The following is a 19,074-nucleotide window of genomic DNA, read 5'->3' on the forward strand; positions in this document are numbered from 1 at the left end:
CCCGCAACGCCCGGGCGGCGCGGTTCAGAGGTCGAACCAATTGGCCGCCGGGCCGAGGTTGCGCAGCCGCGTTTTGCCGTGTTTTGCCTCCTGCCCGAAGGCGTCATGGACATGGCCGAAGAGATGCAGCCGCGGCTTTTGCCGCGTCAACGCCCTGCGCAATGCCTGCGCGCCGTAATGGCGGCCGTCCTTCTTGGTATCGCAAAAGCCATGCGGCGGGGAATGGCTGATCAGCGCCGCCCCGACCGGGCAGGCGGCGAGCATGGCATCGGCCTGTTGTTCGGTCACCGCGAAATTCCAGGGGGCTGCATGGACGGGCGGCGTCTCGCCGCCGAGACCGAAGAAATCCCGGCCCTGCAGGCGCAGCGTCTCGCCGTGCAGCAGATGCACCTTCGGGTTTCGGGCGCAGAAACCCTGCAGCGCCATGGGCGAATCGTGATTGCCCGCCACCAGCACGATGGGCCGCCCGGCCCTGCCGAGCAGCGTCAGGATCGAGGATGCACCCCTGCCCTCATCGCCAATGTCGCCCGCGAGCACGATCACATCGGCGGCCTCTGCCACGTCCAGCAGCGCGCGGGCGGCAGCGAGGTCGCCGTACAGGTCGGAGGCGGCGAGGAGGCGCATCAGCGGGCCATGCGCAGCAGCGCCGCCCCGGCCAGCGTGGCGAAGGTGGCGATCAGCTTGGCGAGGTTCATCCGCTCGCCGAAGAAGCACACGCCGATCAGCAGCGCGAAGACGATCGAGGTCTCGCGCAGCGCCGTGACCAAGGCGATGGGTGCCAGCGTGAAGGCCCAGACCACCATGGCATAGGCCCCGTAGGAGGCCGCCCCGCCGAAGATCATCACCGGGCGCGCGCGGGTGAAGGCGGCGCGCAGCGTGCCGGGCGCGCGCAGCCCCATGTAGAGCGCGAAGACCAGCGCGTTGAGCAGCGCCAGCCAGCCGAAGAAACCCCAGGGGCTGCCGGAAGCCCGCGCCCCGAGCCCGTCGATCAGGGAATAGCCGGCGATAAAACAGCCGGTGATCACGGCGAGCTGCGCGGCGGGCAGGTTGCGGCTACCGTCGGATTGGCGCACCAGCGCCATGCTGATCAGCCCGAGACCGATCACCGCGACGGCCAGCAATTCCAGCCGGGTCAGTTCCTCGCCCAGCACCAGCAGCGTCACCGCGGCGACAATCAGCGGCGCGGTGCCGCGCGCGATTGGGTAAACCTGGCTGAGATCGCCCTTGTCATAGGCGCTGAGCAGAAAGATCTGGTAGCCGAAATGGCAGATCATCCCGGCGCCGAGATAGGGCCAGCTCGCAGGGTCGGGGAGCGGCGCGAGCCAGATCACCAGGAGCGCCAACGGGGCGTGGCCGATGACCACGGCGGTCATGTTGACACGTTTGTCGGCGCCGCCCTTGACCAGCGCGTTCCAGCTCGCATGGAGCAGCGCGGCGAGAAGGACGGCGAGGAAGACGGGCATGCTCATGAAACGGCCTCAGCTTTGGCGCGATCATGGGGCAAGCGGTTGGGCTTGACCAGAGGGCGCGCGCTTCAGGGCAGATCGAGCCAGCCCTGCGGTCCCGCGTCGAGATGCGGGCGGAAATAGGCGACGATGCGCGGCGCGCTGTCGGCGGCCTCGATCTCTCCCCAGGGCGCGACGCCGTGCAGCAGGTGGCGGTGCAGCAGCATCGCCTGCCCCGGCAGCGCGCGCAGCGGCAGCGGCGCGATCGTCTCAAAGACCTCGCGCCGCGCCAAATGATAGGTCTCGGTCAGGTCAAGCTGGCTGACGTCCCTGCCCTGGGCCGCCGCGCGAAAGGCGCGTTGCAGGATCAGGTGACTGCCCGGCCAGACCATCAGCGGCGCCTTTTGCACACTGTTGAGCGGCAGGCCGAGGATGAACCCATGCGGCTCGCGCAGGAAGCGCCGCCGCTCCGGCCCGGTGGGCAGCAGCCCGTCGACATGCGCCGCGGCGCGTCTGATACGGTAACGATGGGCGCCGTCGCTTTCATCGACGTCCTGACGCGGATAGCCGGGATAGACCATGGAAAGCTGCGCGCGGTGCCAGTGGTCCGGCAGATCGACATCATCGCGCCACCCGCCGCCGAGCGGCACCCCCGAGACGCTGCCATCGGGCGCGTTGTGTAGCGCATCGACACCGGGATACCATGTCTCGCCATGGCGCAGCAGGGCGCGATCGACCGTAGTTTCCTCTGCAACGCGCAGGGCGGCGGCGGCCCAGTCCGAAAGGGCAGGATCGGCGGGATAGACCCGGTATCCCCCTGCGTCGAGCCCGCTCATCCGACCAGCGCCTTGCGCAGCATGTTGAGCGCCACCAGCACCAGAAACACCGCAAACACCCGTTTCAGCGGCTTGGGGTCCATCGCATGGGCAAGCTTCACCCCGAGCGGGGCGGTCAGCAGGGTCATGGCGATGGTGATGGTGAAAGCCACCAGATTGACCGCTCCGAGGGTCAGCGGCGGTCTTGCGCTCTCGATCTCGACGAACAGGAAGCCGATGACCGAGGGCACCGCGATCAGCATCCCGAAGCCCGCCGCCGTGGCCACGGCCCGGTGGATCGCGACGTTATGCAGCGACATCAGCGGCACCCCGAAAGAACCGCCGCCGATGCCCATCAGCACCGACAGGAAGCCGACCGCAGGTGACAGCACCGCGCGTTTGAGCCCGCCCGGCATCTGCGGCCCGAGCCGCCAATGGCTGCGCCCGAACCCCATGTAGAGCCCGACGATCAGCGCCAGAGAGCCGAAGATCGCCTGTAGCGTGGCGGTGCGCAACTGCGCCACCAGCAACATGCCGAGCACCGCCCCAATGACGATGCCGGGCGCCCAGCCGCGCAGGATTTGCCATTCCACCGCGCCCTTGCGGTTGTGGCTCAGCACCGATCGCAGCGAAGTGACGATGATCGTCGCCAGCGAGGTCGCCAGACAGATCTGCATCAGCTGCGGCCCGCCATAGCCGAGCGTCTGGAAGGCATAGAAGAAAGCCGGCACGAGGATGATCCCGCCGCCGACACCGAGCAGCCCGGCCAGCACCCCGGCGAAGGCGCCGATCGCCATCAGCAGCAGCGCCATCTGCAAAAGCAGCATTGTTTCCGGCATCTTGCTCTCCCCCGCGCCTGTTTTGCGAGACTGCTACACCGCTTCCTGCGCGGCTGCCAGCGCTTCGAGCTGTTCAAGCGCGGCTTGCACCAGTTCCGGCCCGGCACCCGGCTTTGCCGCGCCTTCGGAAAGCATCCGCCGCCACTGCCGCGCACCGGGACGCCCGGCAAAGAGCCCGAGCATGTGCCGCGTGACCTGGTTGAGCCGCCCGCCCGCCGCCAGATGCGTCTCGATATAGGGGAGCATCGCGTGCACCGCCGCTTCGGGGCTGCTGTCATGGCCCTTGCCATAGATGACCCGGTCGGCGGCGCACAGCAGGTCGGCAGGCGTATGATAGGCGGCGCGCCCGATCATCACCCCGTCAAGCCCGGCATCGAGAAAGGCCTGCGCCTGATCCAGCGAGGTGACGCCGCCGTTGACCGAAATATGAAGATTGGGAAACAGCCCCTTCAGGCGCTGCACGATGTCATAATCGAGCGGCGGAATGTCGCGGTTTTCCTTCGGGGACAGCCCCTGCAGCCAGGCCTTGCGGGCATGGATCGTCACCCGCTCGCACCCGGCGGCAACCATATGCGCGAGAAACTCCGGCAGCACTTCCTCGGGGTCCTGATCATCGACGCCGATGCGGCATTTGACCGTCACCTCGACATCCACTGCCGCGCGCATCGCCGCCACGCAGCGCGCCACCAGCGCGGGCCGTTCCATCAGCACCGCTCCGAAACATCCCGATTGCACCCGATCCGAAGGGCAGCCGACATTGAGGTTGATCTCGTCATACCCCGCCTGCGCCCCGAGCCGCGCCGCCTGGGCCAGCTCCGCCGGATCGGAACCGCCGAGCTGCAGGGCGACGGGATGTTCGGACATGTCATGCTGGAGCAGATGCAGAGCCCCGCCCCGCACCAGCGCGGGGGCGGTGACCATTTCGGTATAAAGCAGGGTTTCGCGACTGAGCAGCCGGTGGAGGTAACGGCAGTGGCGGTCGGTCCAGTCCATCATAGGCGCGACCGATAAGCGCGCGGCGCGTTTCACTCCAGAAAGGTCTGTTTTCATCTGACTATCCCTTTCCATCCCAACAGGTACCAGCGCATTTTCTGCAGATGCGCCGCGCTTTTGCGGCAGAGCCCTGCAGGATGCGGCTCCGGTGGCGGCGTTTAGCATTTTTTTGCCCGCAGATGCCAGCGCTGCCGTTCCGTGTCGGGACCGGTGTCTTTCTTTCCCCTCCCGGGCCATGGCGTCATGAAAGCGGCGGTGCCGACGAGTTAGCTCTGCGCGTCCGAAATGGCTCTTTCGATGCGGTCGGCATGGGTGCCGCGCAATGCCTGCGGTCCGTGCCGGGCGTGGAGGTCGAGGTTGATGGCGCTGTTGATCACCGCGAGATGGGTGAAAGCCTGCGGGAAATTGCCCAGGAATGACCGGTCATCGGGATTGATCTCCTCGGCGTAGAGGCCGACGTCGTTGGCGTGACCGAGCAGGCGTTCGAAGAGCGCGCGCGCCTCCTCTGCCCGTTCCATGCAAAGAAGCGCGTCCACCAGCCAGAAGGAGCAGATCAGGAAGGCGCCTTCCTGTCCCTGCAACCCGTCATCCGTGTCCTCGAGACGATATCGCATCACGTAATCGCCCTCCCGCAACCCGCGTTCGACGCCGCAGACCGTCCGGTCGAGAACGTCGTCCGGGACCGGCAGGTCGATCATCGGCAGCAGCAGCAGGGCCGCGTCCATGCCCCCGTCAGACAGGGTCTGGCGAAACCCGCCCTGCTGGCCGTCATCGCCGTGGGCGCGCAGGGTCTGGAGCACATCCTCGCGCGCGCGACACCAGCTTTCCCGTTCGCCAAGCAGCTGGATGGCGCGGTCGAGCGCGACCCAGGCCATGGCCTTGCCATGCACGTAATGGCGCGGCGCGCCGCGCATCTCCCAGATGCCCTGATCCGGGTCGTCCCAGACCTCGGCAACGTGATCGGCGATGTTTTCGAGCAACCCGGTCAGCGCCTCGTCGATCGGGCCGCCAAGCGCGCGATAGGCCAGCGCCCAATCGGCGACCTCGCCGTAGATATCGAGCTGCGCCTGTCCGATCGCGGCATTGCCGACACGCACGGGCCGGGACCCGGCATAGCCGTCAAGATGATCGAGCTCGCGTTCCTCGGTGATGCTTTCCTGCGCGATGCCATAGAGGATTTTCGGCCCCCTCACGCAGGAGCTGCCGAGAAATTCGCAGAAGCGCCCGGCCTCCGCATCATAGCCGAGCCCGCCGAGCGCCTGCAGGATGAAGGAGGAATCGCGCAGCCAGCTGTAGCGGTAATCCCAGTTGCGCTCGCCGCCGAGATCCTCGGGCAGCGAGGTCGTCGGCGCCGCGACGATGGCACCGGTCGGGGCATAGGTCAGCGCCTTGAGCGCCAGGGCGCTGCGGGAGACGGCCCTGCCATAGGGACCGCGATAGCACGAGGCATCCGACCAGCCGCGCCAGTATTCGGTCGTCTCCTCCAGCAGCGTTTCCGCCTGTTCCGCCGATCTGCGCGCCTCGGGTCCTGCGGGCGCGAGGACGAAGGCGCGCCGTTCGCCGTCGGTCAGGGAGATCGTGGATTTGAGCCGCGCCGCTTCGGGCGCGTCCTTCTGAAACAATCGCATGTCGGGGGCGGCACCGGCCTCGGGGTCAAAGGCGGTCTCGCCGGGGTCGAACAGAAGATCGAGATCGCAGGGCCCGTCGTGCGCTTCCACGATACGCACCAGCCAGCCCGGCGCTTCGAGATCGACGGAGGGCTCGGGCGCGTTCGGCGCGCTGCGCACCGGCAGGAAATCGGTGATCGTGATGCGCGCCTTGTCGGTGGTGAAGGTGGTGCTGAGGATATTGGTGCCGTCCAGATAGCGCCTTTCGCTCTCGAAGGGTTCTGACGGGGCAATCCGGAACACCGCCCCCTTGGCCGCGTCCAGCAGTGCCCAGCAGGCCGGTTGCGCATCGAAACGGCGCGGGCAGAACCAGTCCACGGCCCCGTCCCGGCCGACCAGCGCCGCGCCATGGCAATCGCCGAGAAGCGCATAATCCCGGATCGGCAGATATCCGTCCTTGCGCATAGACATCAGCCGTCCCCGCGGAAAGACGGGTAGAGCATCATGCCCCCGTCCACGAAGAGCGTCGTCCCGACCACGTAATCCGAGGCGTCCGAGGCGAGCCAGACCGCCGCCCCGGCGATATCTGCGGTCTCTCCGATCCGGCCATAGGGGATCAGTTTCAGCAATTGCTCGCGTGCCTCCTCATCGTCCCAGGCCTCGCGGTTGATGTCGGTCTTGATCGCGCCGGGCGCGACGGCGTTGACGCGGACCTTTTCGCAGGAGAGCTCCTGCGCCATGGATTGCATCAGCAGTTTCACCCCGCCCTTGGCGGTGGCGTAATTCGCATGGCCCGCCCAGGGAATGGCCTGGTGCACGGAGCTGGTGAAGATGATCCTGCCGAGCGCGGGAGAGCGGTCGGGATCGGGTCCCTGTCGGCGGAAGCGGCGCACGGCCTCCTGCGCGCAGAGGAACTGGCCTGTCAGGTTGACGTCGATGACCTGCTGCCAGTCTTTCAGACTGAGCTCGGTGAACGCGGCGTCGCGCTGGATGCCGGCATTGGCAACGAGGATATCGACGCCGCCGAAATGCGACTGCGCCGCGTCGAAAAGCGTGCCGACATCTTCGGGTTGCGAGACATCGGCGCCGATTGCTTCGGCCGTGCCGCCGCTGCCACGGATCTCCTCGACGATGCGCCGGGCCGCCTCCTCGTCGGAGTGAAAATTGACGATGACGGAGGCCCCTGCGGCGGCAAAGGCCTGCGCGATGCCCGCGCCGATGCCGGAACTCGCGCCGGTCACCACCGCCCGGGCATTTTCGAGTTGCATGTGCTGCATTGTGCTCCCCTTCGGATATTCAGGTGCGGCGCGCGCCGGTCTATTATGCTCGCGTCACCTCTGCGGCGATGCAGAGGCTCCCCGACAAGCTAAAGCCACGCCTGCAGTATTCAACGACCTGTCGTCACGGTTATCGGGATGGGAAGTGACGCGACGCGGAGAACCCATTCCCTTTCCGATCCGTTTCGGAGGCTGTTCTGGCCTGAGCTGACCGAAGCGGCACGAATAAGCTGACGCTGCTGACGTCTGAGGGAAGGGAGCAGGTTTTCGTCAAGTGACCCCCGCTGCCCCTTCCGGTCCGTTCAGAGACTGCCGTTGATCGCCCCGGCAGCCTCGATCGCCACGGGGGAGGCCTGGCGCGCGAATTCTTCCGGTGTCCATTCCGAGAGCGAGCCCGCTACGTGGATCGCGCCGAGCGGCCGACCGTCATGGCCGGTGACAGCGACGCCGATGGCGACCTCGCCCTGCACGAATTCATCCACGATAACCGCGAAACCGTCGCGGCGCGCCTGCCCGATCAGATCGAGCAGCGCCTCGGGGTCGGTTTCGGTCTGCGAAGTATAGGCGATCAGCGAGGAACGGGTCAGAAGCGCGCGGACCTCCGCTTCGGGCAGCGTGGCAAGCACGGCGCGGCCTCCGGCGGTGCAATAGCTCGGCACGCTGTGACCCACGAGGCTGGCATAGAAGGTCTCGCGCTTGCTCTGCATCCGCAACGCATAGACCAGCCGGGTCTCGTCATAGAGGCTGAAATCGACGCGCTCGCGGATGGTCTTGCGCAGTTCCAGCAGCACCGGCGTGGCCTTCTGCACCACCGGGTCGAGGCGCAGCAGATCGAGCGTGTGATCGAGCATGCGGAGCCCCGGCAGGTAGCCGCGGTCATCAGGACTGCGGCGCATGTAGCCCAGCGTCATCAGCGTATGCACCAGCCGCTGCGCCGCGGATCGGTCGACCTGCGCCAGCCGGGCGATCTCGGACAGGCTCAGCGGGCCGCTGGCCTTGTGAAAGGCGCTCAGTACCTGCATGGCGCGCCCGACCGCCCGCACGAAAAGCCGGTCGCCTTCTGCCAGAAAATCAGGCGATGCCGGCGGGTCGGCCCGGAGGATATTGGCCATCGAAACTCTCTTGTTGACGAATCTTGTAACGGATCACTACGCTCGCGGTGCAATATAGCCGTATCGCTGAACGATACACAACGGTGGATATCGGCGGCGCATGACGAATTGGGGGGAGGAATTGGTGTGACTGGTGGAACCGGGTTCAGGGTGGCCCTGGCGGGCTTTCTGCATGAGACCAATACCTTCGCCCCGACCCCGGCGACATACGAGGCGTTCTGTCAGGGTGGTGGCTATGTCCCGATGACCCGCGGTGCCGGAATGTTCGAGGCGTTCCGCAACGTTAATCTCGGCATGTCCGGGGCGCTGCGCATCGCCGCCGAATGCGGTTGGCAGGCGGTGCCGGTGCTCTGGGCCGGGGCGATCCCCTCGGCCCATGTCAGCCGCGATGCCTTCGAGCGGATCGCGTCGGAAATCATCGCCGGTATCCGCGACGCCGGTCCGCTTGACGGGGTTTTCCTCGACCTGCACGGCGCGATGGTGGCCGAGCATTTCGACGATGGCGAGGGCGAGCTGCTGCGTCGGGTGCGTACCGTTGTCGGGCCGGAGGTGCCGATTGCGGCGGCGCTCGATCTGCATGGCAATATCTCGGAAGAAAGCGTTGCGCTCTGCGACGTGATGGTCGGCTTTCGCACCTATCCGCATGTAGACATGGCGGCGACGGGGGCACGGGCGGCGCGGTTGCTGGACAGGATGATGCGCGCCCGCAAGCGTCCGGCGAAAGCGTTCCGCCGCCTGCCCTATCTGGTGCCGATCCCGTTTCAGTCAACCGATACGGCACCGGGCGACCGACTCTACCGGCAGCTTGACGATATCGAGACCACGGGCGTGGTTTCGGCCTCGCTCTTCATGGGGTTCCCCGCGGCGGATATTCCCGATTGCGGCCCCTGCGCCATCGCCTATGCCGACACGCAGGCCGAGGCCGATCAGGCGGTCGAACGGATCGCCGCCGCCTATGATGACGCCGAAGCGGCGTTCGACAATGTGAGCTACGCGGCCGATGAGGCCGTGGCGGAGGCGGCGCGGATCGCAAATCATGCAGGGACGGGGCCGGTGATCATCGCCGATACCCAGGACAATCCCGGCGCCGGCGGGGTCTCTGCCACGACCGGGATGCTGAGCGCCCTCGTCGCGGCACAGGTGCCGGGCTCGGCGCTCGGGCTGATCGTCGACCCGGCGGCAGCGGCGCGCGCCCATTCGCTCGGGGAAGGCGCGACGGCGGATTTCCGTCTTGGCGGCCATCCCGGACTGCCTGACGACGCGCCGCTGGAGATTGAGGCGCAGGTCGAGAAACTGGCCGAGGGCAAGGTCCATGCGACCGGCCCCTATTTCGGCGGCACGCGGCTCGATCTCGGGCCCTCGGCCTGCCTGCGCATCGGCGCGGTGCGCGTCGTCGTGACCAGCAATATCGCCCATATGGCGGATCGCGAGATGTTCCGTTTCGCCGGGATCGACCCTGAGGATCAGCGCCTGCTGGTCGTCAAGAGCTCCACCCATTTCCGGGCCGATTTCGCTCCGATCGCGCGTGCCATCCTGGTGGCCCGCGCCCCCGGCCCGATGCCTCTGAACCCGGCCGATCTGCCGTTCACGCGGCTGCGGCCCGGTCTGCGGCTTTCGCCGAACGGTCCCGCCTTCGGGGCCTCGCGTGCCGATCCGGCACGTCCCGACCCCGGCAGCGCGGCTGCCGCGGTCCAATATCGTTGACACAACAACCAACAAGGGAACGCAAATGCTGACTATGAGATCTGCCCTGACACAGACCCGCGGCCTGGCTGCCGCGCTCTTGACCGGTACCGCGCTCATGGCGCCCGGCGCGCTGGCCGCGCAGGAGAACGAGACCACCATCACCGCGGTCATGCATTCCGGCCTGCGGGTTCTGGACCCGGTGATCACCACCGCGCATATCACCCGCAACCACGGCTACATGATCTATGACGTGCTCACCGCCGTGGATGCCGACTTCAAGCCGCAGCCGCAGATGGCCGACTGGACCGCATCGGATGATGGGCTGACCTATACGTTCACCCTGCGTGACGGGCTGAAGTTCCATGACGATGCCCCGGTGACCGGCACGGATGCGGTTGCCTCGCTCAAGCGCTGGGGCGAGCGGGATTCAGGCGGCCAGATGATCTTCGATGTCACCGAGAGCCTTGAGGCACCGGATGACAAGACCATTGTCTGGACGCTCAGGGAGCCCTTCGCGCCGCTGCTCGACGTGATTTCCAAGCAATCCGCCGTGCCGCCCTTCATCATGCCCGCCCGCGTCGCCGAGACCTCGCCGGACGAGACCATCACCGAATATGTCGGCTCCGGTCCCTTCGTCTTCAACAGCGACGAATACGAACCCGGTGTCAGCGTCACCTACGAGAAGTTCGACGATTACGTGCCGCGCGAAGAGCCGGTTTCCTGGATGGCCGGAGGCAAGGTCGTGAACGTCGATCGGGTGGTCTGGACGACGATGCCGGATGCGCTGACCGCGATCAACGCGCTGTCGGCGGGGGAGATCGACTATATCGAACAGGTGCAGATCGACCTGCTGCCGATCCTGCAGAACAATCCCGATGTGGTCGTCGAGCGGCGCGACGAGCTTGGCTATGTCACCATCGGCCGCCCCAACCATCTGCATCCGCCCTTTGACAACAAGCTGGTGCGCCAGGCGGCGATGGCCGCGCTCGATCAGGAATCCATGCTCGCCACGATGCAGGGCGATCCCGAATATTACAAGGTCTGCGGCGCGATCTTCGGCTGTTCGACCCCGCTCGGTGACGAGGCCGGGTCCGAGATCCTGACCGGCGGTGCCGATCCGGAAAAGGCCAAGGCGCTGCTCGAAGAGGCGGGCTATGACGGGACGCCGGTCGTGCTGATGGCGCCGACCGATGTGATCAGCCTGACCAACCAGCCGGTGGTCGCGGCGCAGGCACTGCGCGAGGCGGGTTTCGAGGTCGACATGCAGTCGATGGACTGGCAATCCGTGGTCCAGCGACGCGCCCAGCAGAGCCCGGTTGCCGAGGGCGGCTGGAACATGTTCTTCACCAACTGGATGGTGCCGGAGATCTCCGATCCGCTGATCAACGTGATGGTCAACGGTCGCGGTGACGATGCCTGGTTCGGCTGGCCCACCGATCCCGAAATCGAGAAGCTGCGTGCCGATTTCGTCGCCGCCGAGGATGACGGTGCCCGCAAGGAGATCGCCCAGCGGATCCAGGGCCATGTGATGGACAACGTCAATTACATCATGATGGGCGAATACCTGATTCCGCAGGCGCGCCGGGACAATATCAAGGACATGATCCCCTCGCCGGTCCCGGTGTTCTGGAACATGACCAAAGACGCGGAATGATCCGCCCGAGGGAGGGCGCGCCGCGCGCCCTCCCGACCCACGCCCCTTCCTGACCCACGGGGCACCGCCCGGCTGACGCCCTACCCCGTCTTCCGCCCCCGTTTCGCGAAAAGGATTGTCCGGAACATGTTGCTCTACATCACGAAACGCGTGCTGGCCACGATCCCGGTCATGCTGATCGTCGCGATCTTCGTCTTCCTGCTGCTGCGCCTCACCCCCGGCGATCCCGCCGCCATTCTCGCGGGCGATGCCGCCACCCCGGCGCAGCTCGAACGGATCCGCGACCGGCTCGGGCTCAACGATCCGCTGCTGACGCAGTTCTTCACCTGGATGGGCCAGCTGCTGCGCGGTGATCTCGGCGTCTCGCTGCTTTCCAACACGTCCGTCGCGGGCATGGTCGCCGACCGGCTCGGCCCGACCATCAACATCGCGCTGATGACCATCGTGATCTCCGTCTCGCTGGCGGTACCGATGGGGGTGATCGCCGCCTGGCGTCACCGTACCTGGGTCGATTTCCTGGTCATGTCCTTCTCGGTGCTCGGTTTCTCGGTCCCGGTCTTCGTCATCGGCTATATCCTGATCCAGATCTTCGCAATCGAGCTGCGTTGGGTGCCGGTGCAGGGCTACAAGGACCCCTCCGAAGGGCTCGGCGCCTTCTTCAGCCGGGCGATCCTGCCCTCGCTGACGCTGGCCACGATCTATGTCGCGCTGATCGCGCGGATGACCCGCGCCTCGATGCTCGAAGTGCTGGGCGAGGATTACATCCGCACCGCGCGGGCCAAGGGCGTGCGCGAGAATGTGGTGCTGTTCCGTCACGCGCTGCGCAATGCCGCGGTGCCGATCCTGACCATCATCGGCACCGGTTTCGCGCTGCTGATCTCCGGCGTGGTGGTGACCGAGAGCGTCTTCAACATCCCCGGGATCGGGCGGCTCACCGTCGATGCGATCCTGGCGCGCGACTATCCGGTGATCCAGGCGATGATCCTGCTGACCGCGGGTATCTATGTCTTCGTCAACCTGCTCGTTGACGTCTCCTATTCCTTCTTCGACCCAAGGATCCGCTACTGACATGACAGAGTTTCCACAATCGCGACGCAGCGCATTCCAGGTATTGACCGGAATGTTCTCCCTGCCCGCCGGGGCGCGTGTCGGCATCGGTCCGATCATCGCGGCGGTGATCCTGGTGGCCATCGTGCTCGCCTCGGTTCTGGCGCCGTTCTACGTGCCATATGACCCGCTTTCGATGAACGCCATGGCGCGGCTGAAACCGCCTTCCGAGGAATTCCTGCTGGGCACCGATCCTTACGGCCGTGACACGTTCTCGCGGGTGATGACCGGCGGTCGCGTGTCGCTGCTGATCGGCGTCGGCGCCGCAGTGGTGAGCGTCGTTGTCGGGCTGATCATCGGGCTGGTCGCCGGTTTCTTCCGCACGGCGGACAGCATCATCATGCGCATCATGGACAGTCTCATGGCGATCCCCGCGATCCTGCTGGCCATCGCGCTGGTGGCGCTCAACGGTCCCAGCCTCGGCTCGGTGATCATCGCGATCACGGTGCCGGAGGTGCCGCGGGTCGTGCGGCTGGTGCGCTCCGTGGTGCTGTCGGCGCGCGAGGAACCCTATGTCGAGGCCGCCATCGCGCTCGGCTCATCGATGCCGAAGATCCTGGTCCAGCATCTGATGCCCAATACTTTCGCGCCGCTGATCGTGCAGGGCACCTATATCTGCGCCTCGGCGATCCTGATCGAGGCGATCCTCAGCTTCCTCGGCGCGGGGGTTTCGACCGAGATCCCCACCTGGGGCAACATCATGGCCGAGGGGCGGACCTATTTCCAGATCAAGCCGGGGCTGATCTTCTGGCCGGGGCTGCTGCTGTCCCTGTGCATCCTGGCGATCAACCTGCTCGGCGACACGGCCCGCGACCTGCTCGATCCGCGCATGAAGAAACGGGAGGGCTGAGCGGTGGAATTCAAGTCACAGGATTTTTCGTCCGCCACCCAGGTTCTCACGATCCGCGGTCTCAGGGTCGGCCTGAGCGGGCGGCCCAACGCGACGCCGGTGCTCGACGGGATCGACCTCGACATCCGCGCGGGAGAGACCCATTGCCTCGTCGGGGAATCCGGTTCGGGCAAATCGGTCACCTCGCTCGCGGTAATGGGGCTGCTGCCCCCCGATGCGCTGGAGCTGCAGGGCGGCTCGATCGACCTTGAGGGGTTCGAGATCAGCAAGGCGACGCCCACGCAGCTGCGCGAATTGCGCGCCCGGCGGATCGCGATGATCTTCCAGGAGCCGATGACCGCGCTCAACCCGGTGCTGCGGGTCGGCGAGCAGATCATGGAAGTGCTGAGCATGCACAGCGATCTGAGCCAGTCCGAGGCGAAGAAACGCACGCTCGACATGATGGAGCAGGTGCATCTGCCGGATGTGGCGCGCATATTCTCCGCCTTCCCGCATCAATTGTCGGGCGGGCAACGCCAGAGGATCATGATCGCCATGGCGCTGATCCTCGATCCCGATCTGCTGATCGCCGACGAGCCGACGACGGCGCTCGATGTCACCACGCAGCTGCAGATCCTAAAGCTGATCGCGGAGATGCAGGAGCGCCATGGCACGGCGGTGCTGTTCATCACCCATGACATGGGCGTCGTTGCCGAGATCGCCGATACCGTCAGCGTCATGCAGAAGGGCCGTATCGTCGAGCGTGCGCCGATCCGCGAGCTGCTGACCGCGCCGCAGGAACCCTATACGCGCAAATTGCTGACCGCGGTCCCCAACCTCGCCCCGCGCCCGGCGCGCGACGCGGCCGACCGGCAGGATCTGGTCAATGTGCGGGGGCTCGACATGACCTATGGCGGCGGCGGATTTTTTCGCAAGACCGAAGGGGTCAAGGCCGCGCGCGATGTAAATTTCACCATCGCGCCGGGCCGCACGCTGGGGATCGTGGGCGAATCCGGCTCCGGCAAATCGACCGTCGCGCGCTGCATCATGCGGCTGATCGACCCGACGGCGGGCGAGGTCACCATTGCGGGTACCGAAATTGCCCAGCTCTCGCGCCGCCAGTTGCAGCCGCACCGCAAGCATTTCCAGATCGTCTTTCAGGACCCCTACCGCTCGCTCAATCCCCGCTGGACCGTGGCGCGCAGCCTCTGCGAAGGGCCGATCAACTTCGGCACGCCGCGCGCGGAGGCGATGGCCAAGGCCGCCGAGCTGATGGAGCTTGTCGATCTGCCCCGCGACGCGCTCGACCGCTATCCGCACCAGTTTTCCGGCGGCCAGCGCCAGCGCATCGCCATTGCCCGCGCGGTGGCGATGAAACCGGATCTGCTGGTCGCCGACGAGGCGGTCTCGGCGCTCGATGTCAGCGTGCAGGCGCAGGTGCTCGACCTTCTTGATGACATCCAGGAGAAATTCGGTGTCGCCATGTTGTTCATCACCCATGACCTGCGCGTCGCGGCGCAGATCTGCGATGACGTGCTGGTGATGCAGAAGGGCGTCGTGGTCGAACATGGTCCCGCGCAGGCGGTCCTGTCCAACCCGACCGATACCTATACCCGCAACCTGATCGAGGCCGCACCGGGCCGCCATTGGGATTTCGCCAATTACCGCGCGCTCGACAGCGCGTCCGCATTCAAAGGAGCCACAGCATGAGCATCATTCCCCAGATCGAAGCCTTCGCCGAAGACCTGACCGCGATCCGCCAGGACATCCACGCCCATCCGGAGCTGGGTTTCGAGGAGACCCGCACTGCCGCCATCGTCGCGGAGAAACTGCGTGACTATGGCGTTGACGAGGTGGTCGAGGGGATCGGCGGCACCGGGGTTGTCGGGGTGATCAAGGGTCAGGGCGGCGGCAACCGCCGCGTCGGCCTGCGCGCCGACATGGACGCCCTGCCGATCGAGGAAGCCTCCGGCGTGGCCTATGCCTCGACCAACCCGGGACGGATGCATGCCTGCGGTCACGACGGGCATACGACGATGCTGCTCGGCGCGGCGCGCTATCTGGCGCAGACCCGGGATTTCGACGGCACGGTGGTGCTGATCTTCCAGCCTGCCGAGGAAGGTCTCGGCGGGGCGCGACGGATGATCGCGGAAGGGCTGTTCGAGAAATTCCCCTGCGACGAGATCTACGGGATGCACAACGACCCCAATTCGGAGCCCGGCGTGGTCAGCGTGACCCCCGGCCCGGCAATGGCGGGGGCGACGTTCTTTGACATCACCGTCAAGGGCACCGGCAGCCATGCCGCCATGCCGCACCAGTCGAAGGACCCGATCGTCATCGGCACCAGCCTCGTGCAGCAATTGCAGAGCGTCGTCAGCCGCAACGCCCCGCCGACCAAGCCGGTGGTGCTGTCGGTCACCCGGTTCAACGCCGGTTCGGCCTATAACGTTGTGCCCGAGAGCGCGACGATCGCCGGGACGATCCGCTATTTTCACGACGACGTCATCGAGATGGCCAACCGGCGTATCCGCGAGCTCTGCGCCGGGATGGCGCAGGCCTACGGGATCGAGATCAGCGTCGATCTGCGCAATGTCTTTGACGTGCTGATGAACGACCCCGAGCTGAGTGAGGCTTACGTCGCCGCGGCGGGCGATGTCGTGGGCAGCGGGAACGCGGTGATCTCAAGCGAACAGGCGACCGGCTCGGAGGATTTCGCCGACATGCTGAAAGTGGTGCCCGGCGCCTATTGCCGGGTCGGCCACGCGGGCAGCATCCCGCTGCACAACCCCGCTTTCGTGCTCGACGATGCGATCCTGCCGGTCGGTGCGTCGGTCTATGCCCGTCTGGTCGAACAGCGCCTGCCGAGGAACGCCGCCGGTTGAGCGTCCACGCGCCCTGACCGTGATCCTGAACAAATCCAGTAACCGGCGGGGCGCCCCGACCGGCCCGAAAGAGGAACAAGCCGATGACCAACCCGCTCGACCTGCCCTTTGACACCGATGAGATGCTCGCCGGGCTGAAGCCCTGGATCGAGACCGAGAGCCCCACGTTCGACAGGGCCGCGGTCAACCGGATGATGGACGTGGTGCAGCATGATCTCGCCGCGCTCGGCGCCCGGGTCGAGCGCATCCCGGGGCGCATGGGGCTCGGCGACAGCGTCCGCGCGAGCCTGCCCCACGCCCGCGCCGGTGAGGGCGGGATCCTGCTGCTCGGTCATCTCGATACCGTGCATCCGGTCGGCACGCTCGCGAAACTGCCCTACCGGCGCGAGGGGGATATCTGCTACGGGCCGGGGCTGATGGACATGAAGGGCGGCAATTACGTCTATCTCGACGCGCTGCGCAAGCTGCTCTCCGCCGGGGTCGAGACACCGCTGCCGGTGACCGTGCTGTTCACCCCCGACGAGGAGATCGGCACGCCCTCGACCCGCGAGCTGATCGAGACGGAGGCCAAGCGGCACAAGTACATCCTCGTGCCGGAACCGGCGCGCCCCGACGGCGGAGCGGTGATCGGGCGCTACGCGATCGCGCGTTTCAACCTGCAGACCCGCGGCAAGCCGAGCCATGCGGGCTGGGCGCTGTCGGAAGGACGCTCCGCGATTGCCGACATGGCCAGGGCGGTGGGCCGGATCGAGGCCATGACCAGCGAGGATTGCACCTTTTCGCTCGGCGTGTTCCACGCCGGACAATGGGTCAATTGCGTTTCCTCCGTCTGTGATGCCGAGGTCCTGTCGATGGCGAAGACCCAGGCGGATCTCGACGCGGGGATCGAGCGGATGATGGCGCTGAATTCCGAGGAGGGAGACGTGATCATGGAAGTGCGCCGCGGCGTCACCCGCCCGGTCTGGGAACCCGGCCAGCCCGGCACCATGGCGATGCTGTCACTGGCCCAGGAAATCGCCGGGGAGATCGGCTTCGAGCTGACCGGCAGTTCCGCCGGCGGCGGTTCGGATGGCAATTTCACCGGCTTTCTCGGCCTGCCGACGCTCGATTCCATCGGCGTGCGCGGCAAGGGGCTGCATACGCTCAACGAGCATATCCAGGTCGACAGCCTCGTCGAGCGGGCGAAACTGGCCGCGGCGCTCTTCTGCCGACTGGAGGCGTGATGTCCGACGCCCTGTCCCGCTCCATGGAGATCCGCAAACATGTGGTCGAGACCGATCGCGGCATCGTCGCCGCCCAGCACCGGCAGGCCGCCAAGGCCGGGGCCGAGGTGCTGCGCGCGGGCGGGGATGCCGTCGATGCGGCCGTGGCCTGCGGCTTTGTCTGTTCCGTGCTCGAACCCTGGATGTCCGGCCCGGCCGGGGGCGGCGCGGCGATGCATTGGCGCGCCGACAGCGGCGAGGCGCAGGCGCTGAACTTCGGGATGCGCGCCCCGGCAGGGCTGCGGCTCGAGGATTTCCCGCTCTCGGGCGATGGTCAGGCCGGTGACCTGTTTCCCTGGCAAAGGGTCGTCGAGGACCGCAATGCAAGCGGCGCGCGGGCTGTCGCGGTGCCCGCCATGGTCGATGGTCTGGAGGCCGCGCACCGGCGCTGGGGGCGGCTGCCCTGGGCCGAGCTGCTGGCCCCGGCCGTCGCACATGCCCGGCGCGGCATGGAGATCGACTGGTATGCGGCGCTGATCATCGCCAGCGCGACCCGTGAGCTTGCGCGCGATGCGGATGCCGCAGCGCTGTTCCTGAGCGAAGGGCATTATCCGCGTCCCTTCGCCTGGACCGCGCTGGCCGAGGACAGGCTCGATCAGTCGGCCATGGCCGACAGTCTCGACATCCTCGCGCGGGAGGGGGCCGCGGCGCTGCATGGTGGCGATCTCGGCGCGGCGCTCGCGCGGGACGTCCGGGACAAGGGCGGCTACCTGAGCCGCGAGGATCTGGCCGCCAACCGCGCGCGATTTCATGCGCCGCTGCCGGTGCCCTATCGCGACGCGCTGTTCCATGTCATGCCCGGGCTGACCGGCGGCCCGACCTTCGCTCGCGCCATGGGGCATCTGGCAGAGGGGTCGGTGCCGCGGCTCGATGACGCCTATCCGGCCTTCGCAAAAGCCCTCTTCGCCGCCTATGGCGAGCGGCTCTGCGGCATGGGACATGATGGCGAGAACCCCGCCACGCCCGGCTGCACCACGCATTTCTCGGTCGTGGACCGCAAGGGCAACATGGTGTCGCATACCCAGACGCTGCTGTCGCTCTTCGGGGCGAAGGTCGTTTCTCCAACAACCGGCTTTCTGCTCAACAACGGCATCATGTGGTTCGACCCGGAACAGGGCCGCGCCAATTCGCTCGCGCCGGGCAAGCCCTGCCTGATGAATGTCTGCCCGATCCTCGGCGAGACTCGGGGGCGGCGCTTCGCGCTCGGCGCGTCGGGCGGGCGCAAGATCGTCGGCGCAGTGACGCAGATCGCGGCCTTTCTCGCCGATCACGGGATGGATCTCGAAGCGGCGTTCCACCAGCCGCGGATCGACGTTTCGGGCGGCACGACGATCACCGCGGATGCGGCCCTGCCCGCGTCGGTGCACAAGGCGCTGGCGGCACTCGCGCCCACCCATGTGGCCCGCCGCTCGCTGCTGCCCTATCCCTTCGCCTGCCCCGCTGCCGTGCTCGACACGGGCAAGCGGCGCTATGGCGCTAGCGAGATCATGTCCGCCTGGGGCGATGCGGTGGCCGAGCCGGAATGAGGCGCCGCCTGCGCCGGTATCTGCACGTCAAGCGGGAACC

The 19,074-nt window shown here is 66.8% G+C and carries 16 protein-coding genes; 8 read left to right on the forward strand and 8 right to left on the reverse strand.

Annotation, left to right across the window (positions count from 1 at the left end; genetic code table 11):
• Positions 1-24: 24 nt before the first annotated feature.
• The 8 genes from ACFSUD_RS04785 to ACFSUD_RS04820 form a co-directional block, all read right to left on the reverse strand.
• Positions 25-624 carry a metallophosphoesterase family protein gene (locus tag ACFSUD_RS04785; RefSeq protein ID WP_386372002.1) on the reverse strand — a complete coding sequence of 200 codons (600 nt, stop codon included), beginning with the start codon at positions 622-624 and terminating at the stop codon, positions 25-27.
• Entirely contained in the window at positions 624-1,469 is an 846-nt protein-coding gene (locus tag ACFSUD_RS04790; RefSeq protein ID WP_386372004.1) for an EamA family transporter, read from the reverse strand. Before ACFSUD_RS04790 ends, ACFSUD_RS04785 begins: the two co-directional genes overlap by 1 nt.
• 65 nt (positions 1,470-1,534) lie before the next feature.
• Entirely contained in the window at positions 1,535-2,281 is a 747-nt protein-coding gene (locus ACFSUD_RS04795) for a hypothetical protein (RefSeq protein ID WP_386372006.1), read from the reverse strand.
• Positions 2,278-3,099 carry a sulfite exporter TauE/SafE family protein gene (locus ACFSUD_RS04800; RefSeq protein ID WP_386372007.1) on the reverse strand — a complete coding sequence of 274 codons (822 nt, stop codon included), beginning with the start codon at positions 3,097-3,099 and terminating at the stop codon, positions 2,278-2,280. Before ACFSUD_RS04800 ends, ACFSUD_RS04795 begins: the two co-directional genes overlap by 4 nt.
• Positions 3,100-3,132: 33 nt before the next feature.
• Positions 3,133-4,149: a tRNA dihydrouridine(20/20a) synthase DusA gene (gene dusA / locus ACFSUD_RS04805; RefSeq protein WP_386372008.1), complete on the reverse strand. Its 1,017-nt coding sequence runs from the start codon at positions 4,147-4,149 to the stop codon at positions 3,133-3,135.
• 209 nt (positions 4,150-4,358) lie between these two features.
• Positions 4,359-6,170 carry a glycoside hydrolase family 15 protein gene (locus ACFSUD_RS04810; RefSeq protein WP_386372010.1) on the reverse strand — a complete coding sequence of 604 codons (1,812 nt, stop codon included), beginning with the start codon at positions 6,168-6,170 and terminating at the stop codon, positions 4,359-4,361.
• On the reverse strand, positions 6,170-6,976 hold the full coding sequence (locus tag ACFSUD_RS04815) for a glucose 1-dehydrogenase (RefSeq protein ID WP_386372011.1): 807 nt from the start codon (positions 6,974-6,976) through the stop codon (positions 6,170-6,172). The genes ACFSUD_RS04810 and ACFSUD_RS04815 overlap by 1 nt, the downstream gene beginning before the upstream one ends.
• Before the next feature lie 302 nt (positions 6,977-7,278).
• Positions 7,279-8,088 carry an IclR family transcriptional regulator gene (locus tag ACFSUD_RS04820; protein WP_386372013.1) on the reverse strand — a complete coding sequence of 270 codons (810 nt, stop codon included), beginning with the start codon at positions 8,086-8,088 and terminating at the stop codon, positions 7,279-7,281.
• Positions 8,089-8,214: 126 nt separating this feature from the next.
• Here ACFSUD_RS04820 and ACFSUD_RS04825 point away from each other — a divergent pair, with 126 nt between their 5' ends.
• The 8 genes from ACFSUD_RS04825 (at position 8,215) to ACFSUD_RS04860 (ending at position 19,034) form a co-directional block, all read left to right on the forward strand.
• Positions 8,215-9,792, forward strand: coding sequence for a M81 family metallopeptidase (locus ACFSUD_RS04825; RefSeq protein ID WP_386372015.1), 1,578 nt, complete (start codon positions 8,215-8,217; stop codon positions 9,790-9,792).
• Positions 9,793-9,817: 25 nt separating this feature from the next.
• Positions 9,818-11,428 carry an ABC transporter substrate-binding protein gene (locus ACFSUD_RS04830; protein WP_386372017.1) on the forward strand — a complete coding sequence of 537 codons (1,611 nt, stop codon included), beginning with the start codon at positions 9,818-9,820 and terminating at the stop codon, positions 11,426-11,428.
• A 126-nt stretch (positions 11,429-11,554) separates the two neighbouring features.
• Positions 11,555-12,496, forward strand: coding sequence for an ABC transporter permease (locus ACFSUD_RS04835; RefSeq protein WP_386372019.1), 942 nt, complete (start codon positions 11,555-11,557; stop codon positions 12,494-12,496).
• Position 12,497: 1 nt separating this feature from the next.
• A complete protein-coding gene (locus tag ACFSUD_RS04840; RefSeq protein WP_386372021.1) occupies positions 12,498-13,385 on the forward strand; it encodes an ABC transporter permease in 888 nt (295 codons plus the stop codon).
• 3 nt (positions 13,386-13,388) lie between these two features.
• Positions 13,389-15,074, forward strand: a complete 1,686-nt coding sequence (locus ACFSUD_RS04845; protein ID WP_386372023.1) for an ABC transporter ATP-binding protein — start codon at positions 13,389-13,391, stop codon at positions 15,072-15,074.
• On the forward strand, positions 15,071-16,246 hold the full coding sequence (locus ACFSUD_RS04850; RefSeq protein WP_386372025.1) for a M20 aminoacylase family protein: 1,176 nt from the start codon (positions 15,071-15,073) through the stop codon (positions 16,244-16,246). The genes ACFSUD_RS04845 and ACFSUD_RS04850 overlap by 4 nt, the downstream gene beginning before the upstream one ends.
• 83 nt (positions 16,247-16,329) lie before the next feature.
• Positions 16,330-17,469: a M20/M25/M40 family metallo-hydrolase gene (locus ACFSUD_RS04855; RefSeq protein ID WP_386372026.1), complete on the forward strand. Its 1,140-nt coding sequence runs from the start codon at positions 16,330-16,332 to the stop codon at positions 17,467-17,469.
• The gene (locus ACFSUD_RS04860) at positions 17,469-19,034 is read left to right on the forward strand and encodes a gamma-glutamyltransferase (protein ID WP_386372027.1); all 1,566 of its coding nucleotides are present in this window, start codon (positions 17,469-17,471) and stop codon (positions 19,032-19,034) included. Before ACFSUD_RS04855 ends, ACFSUD_RS04860 begins: the two co-directional genes overlap by 1 nt.
• Positions 19,035-19,074 lie beyond the last annotated feature (40 nt).

This window comes from Sulfitobacter aestuarii (assembly GCF_042685005.1).
In the GTDB taxonomy this organism is placed as follows: domain Bacteria; phylum Pseudomonadota; class Alphaproteobacteria; order Rhodobacterales; family Rhodobacteraceae; genus Sulfitobacter; species Sulfitobacter aestuarii.

Bases quoted from the DNA above. Each gene is read 5' to 3' on its own strand.
- dusA (WP_386372008.1), bottom strand. From the start codon at position 4,149: ATGAAAACAGACCTTTCTGGAGTGAAACGCGCCGCGCGCTTATCGGTC.
- ACFSUD_RS04840 (WP_386372021.1), top strand. From the start codon at position 12,498: ATGACAGAGTTTCCACAATCGCGACGCAGCGCATTCCAGGTATTGACC.
- ACFSUD_RS04795 (WP_386372006.1), bottom strand. From the start codon at position 2,281: ATGAGCGGGCTCGACGCAGGGGGATACCGGGTCTATCCCGCCGATCCT.
- ACFSUD_RS04800 (WP_386372007.1), bottom strand. From the start codon at position 3,099: ATGCCGGAAACAATGCTGCTTTTGCAGATGGCGCTGCTGCTGATGGCG.
- ACFSUD_RS04830 (WP_386372017.1), top strand. From the start codon at position 9,818: ATGCTGACTATGAGATCTGCCCTGACACAGACCCGCGGCCTGGCTGCC.
- ACFSUD_RS04785 (WP_386372002.1), bottom strand. From the start codon at position 624: ATGCGCCTCCTCGCCGCCTCCGACCTGTACGGCGACCTCGCTGCCGCC.
- ACFSUD_RS04835 (WP_386372019.1), top strand. From the start codon at position 11,555: ATGTTGCTCTACATCACGAAACGCGTGCTGGCCACGATCCCGGTCATG.
- ACFSUD_RS04860 (WP_386372027.1), top strand. From the start codon at position 17,469: ATGTCCGACGCCCTGTCCCGCTCCATGGAGATCCGCAAACATGTGGTC.
- ACFSUD_RS04820 (WP_386372013.1), bottom strand. From the start codon at position 8,088: ATGGCCAATATCCTCCGGGCCGACCCGCCGGCATCGCCTGATTTTCTG.
- ACFSUD_RS04810 (WP_386372010.1), bottom strand. From the start codon at position 6,170: ATGTCTATGCGCAAGGACGGATATCTGCCGATCCGGGATTATGCGCTT.
- ACFSUD_RS04815 (WP_386372011.1), bottom strand. From the start codon at position 6,976: ATGCAGCACATGCAACTCGAAAATGCCCGGGCGGTGGTGACCGGCGCG.
- ACFSUD_RS04850 (WP_386372025.1), top strand. From the start codon at position 15,071: ATGAGCATCATTCCCCAGATCGAAGCCTTCGCCGAAGACCTGACCGCG.
- ACFSUD_RS04790 (WP_386372004.1), bottom strand. From the start codon at position 1,469: ATGAGCATGCCCGTCTTCCTCGCCGTCCTTCTCGCCGCGCTGCTCCAT.
- ACFSUD_RS04855 (WP_386372026.1), top strand. From the start codon at position 16,330: ATGACCAACCCGCTCGACCTGCCCTTTGACACCGATGAGATGCTCGCC.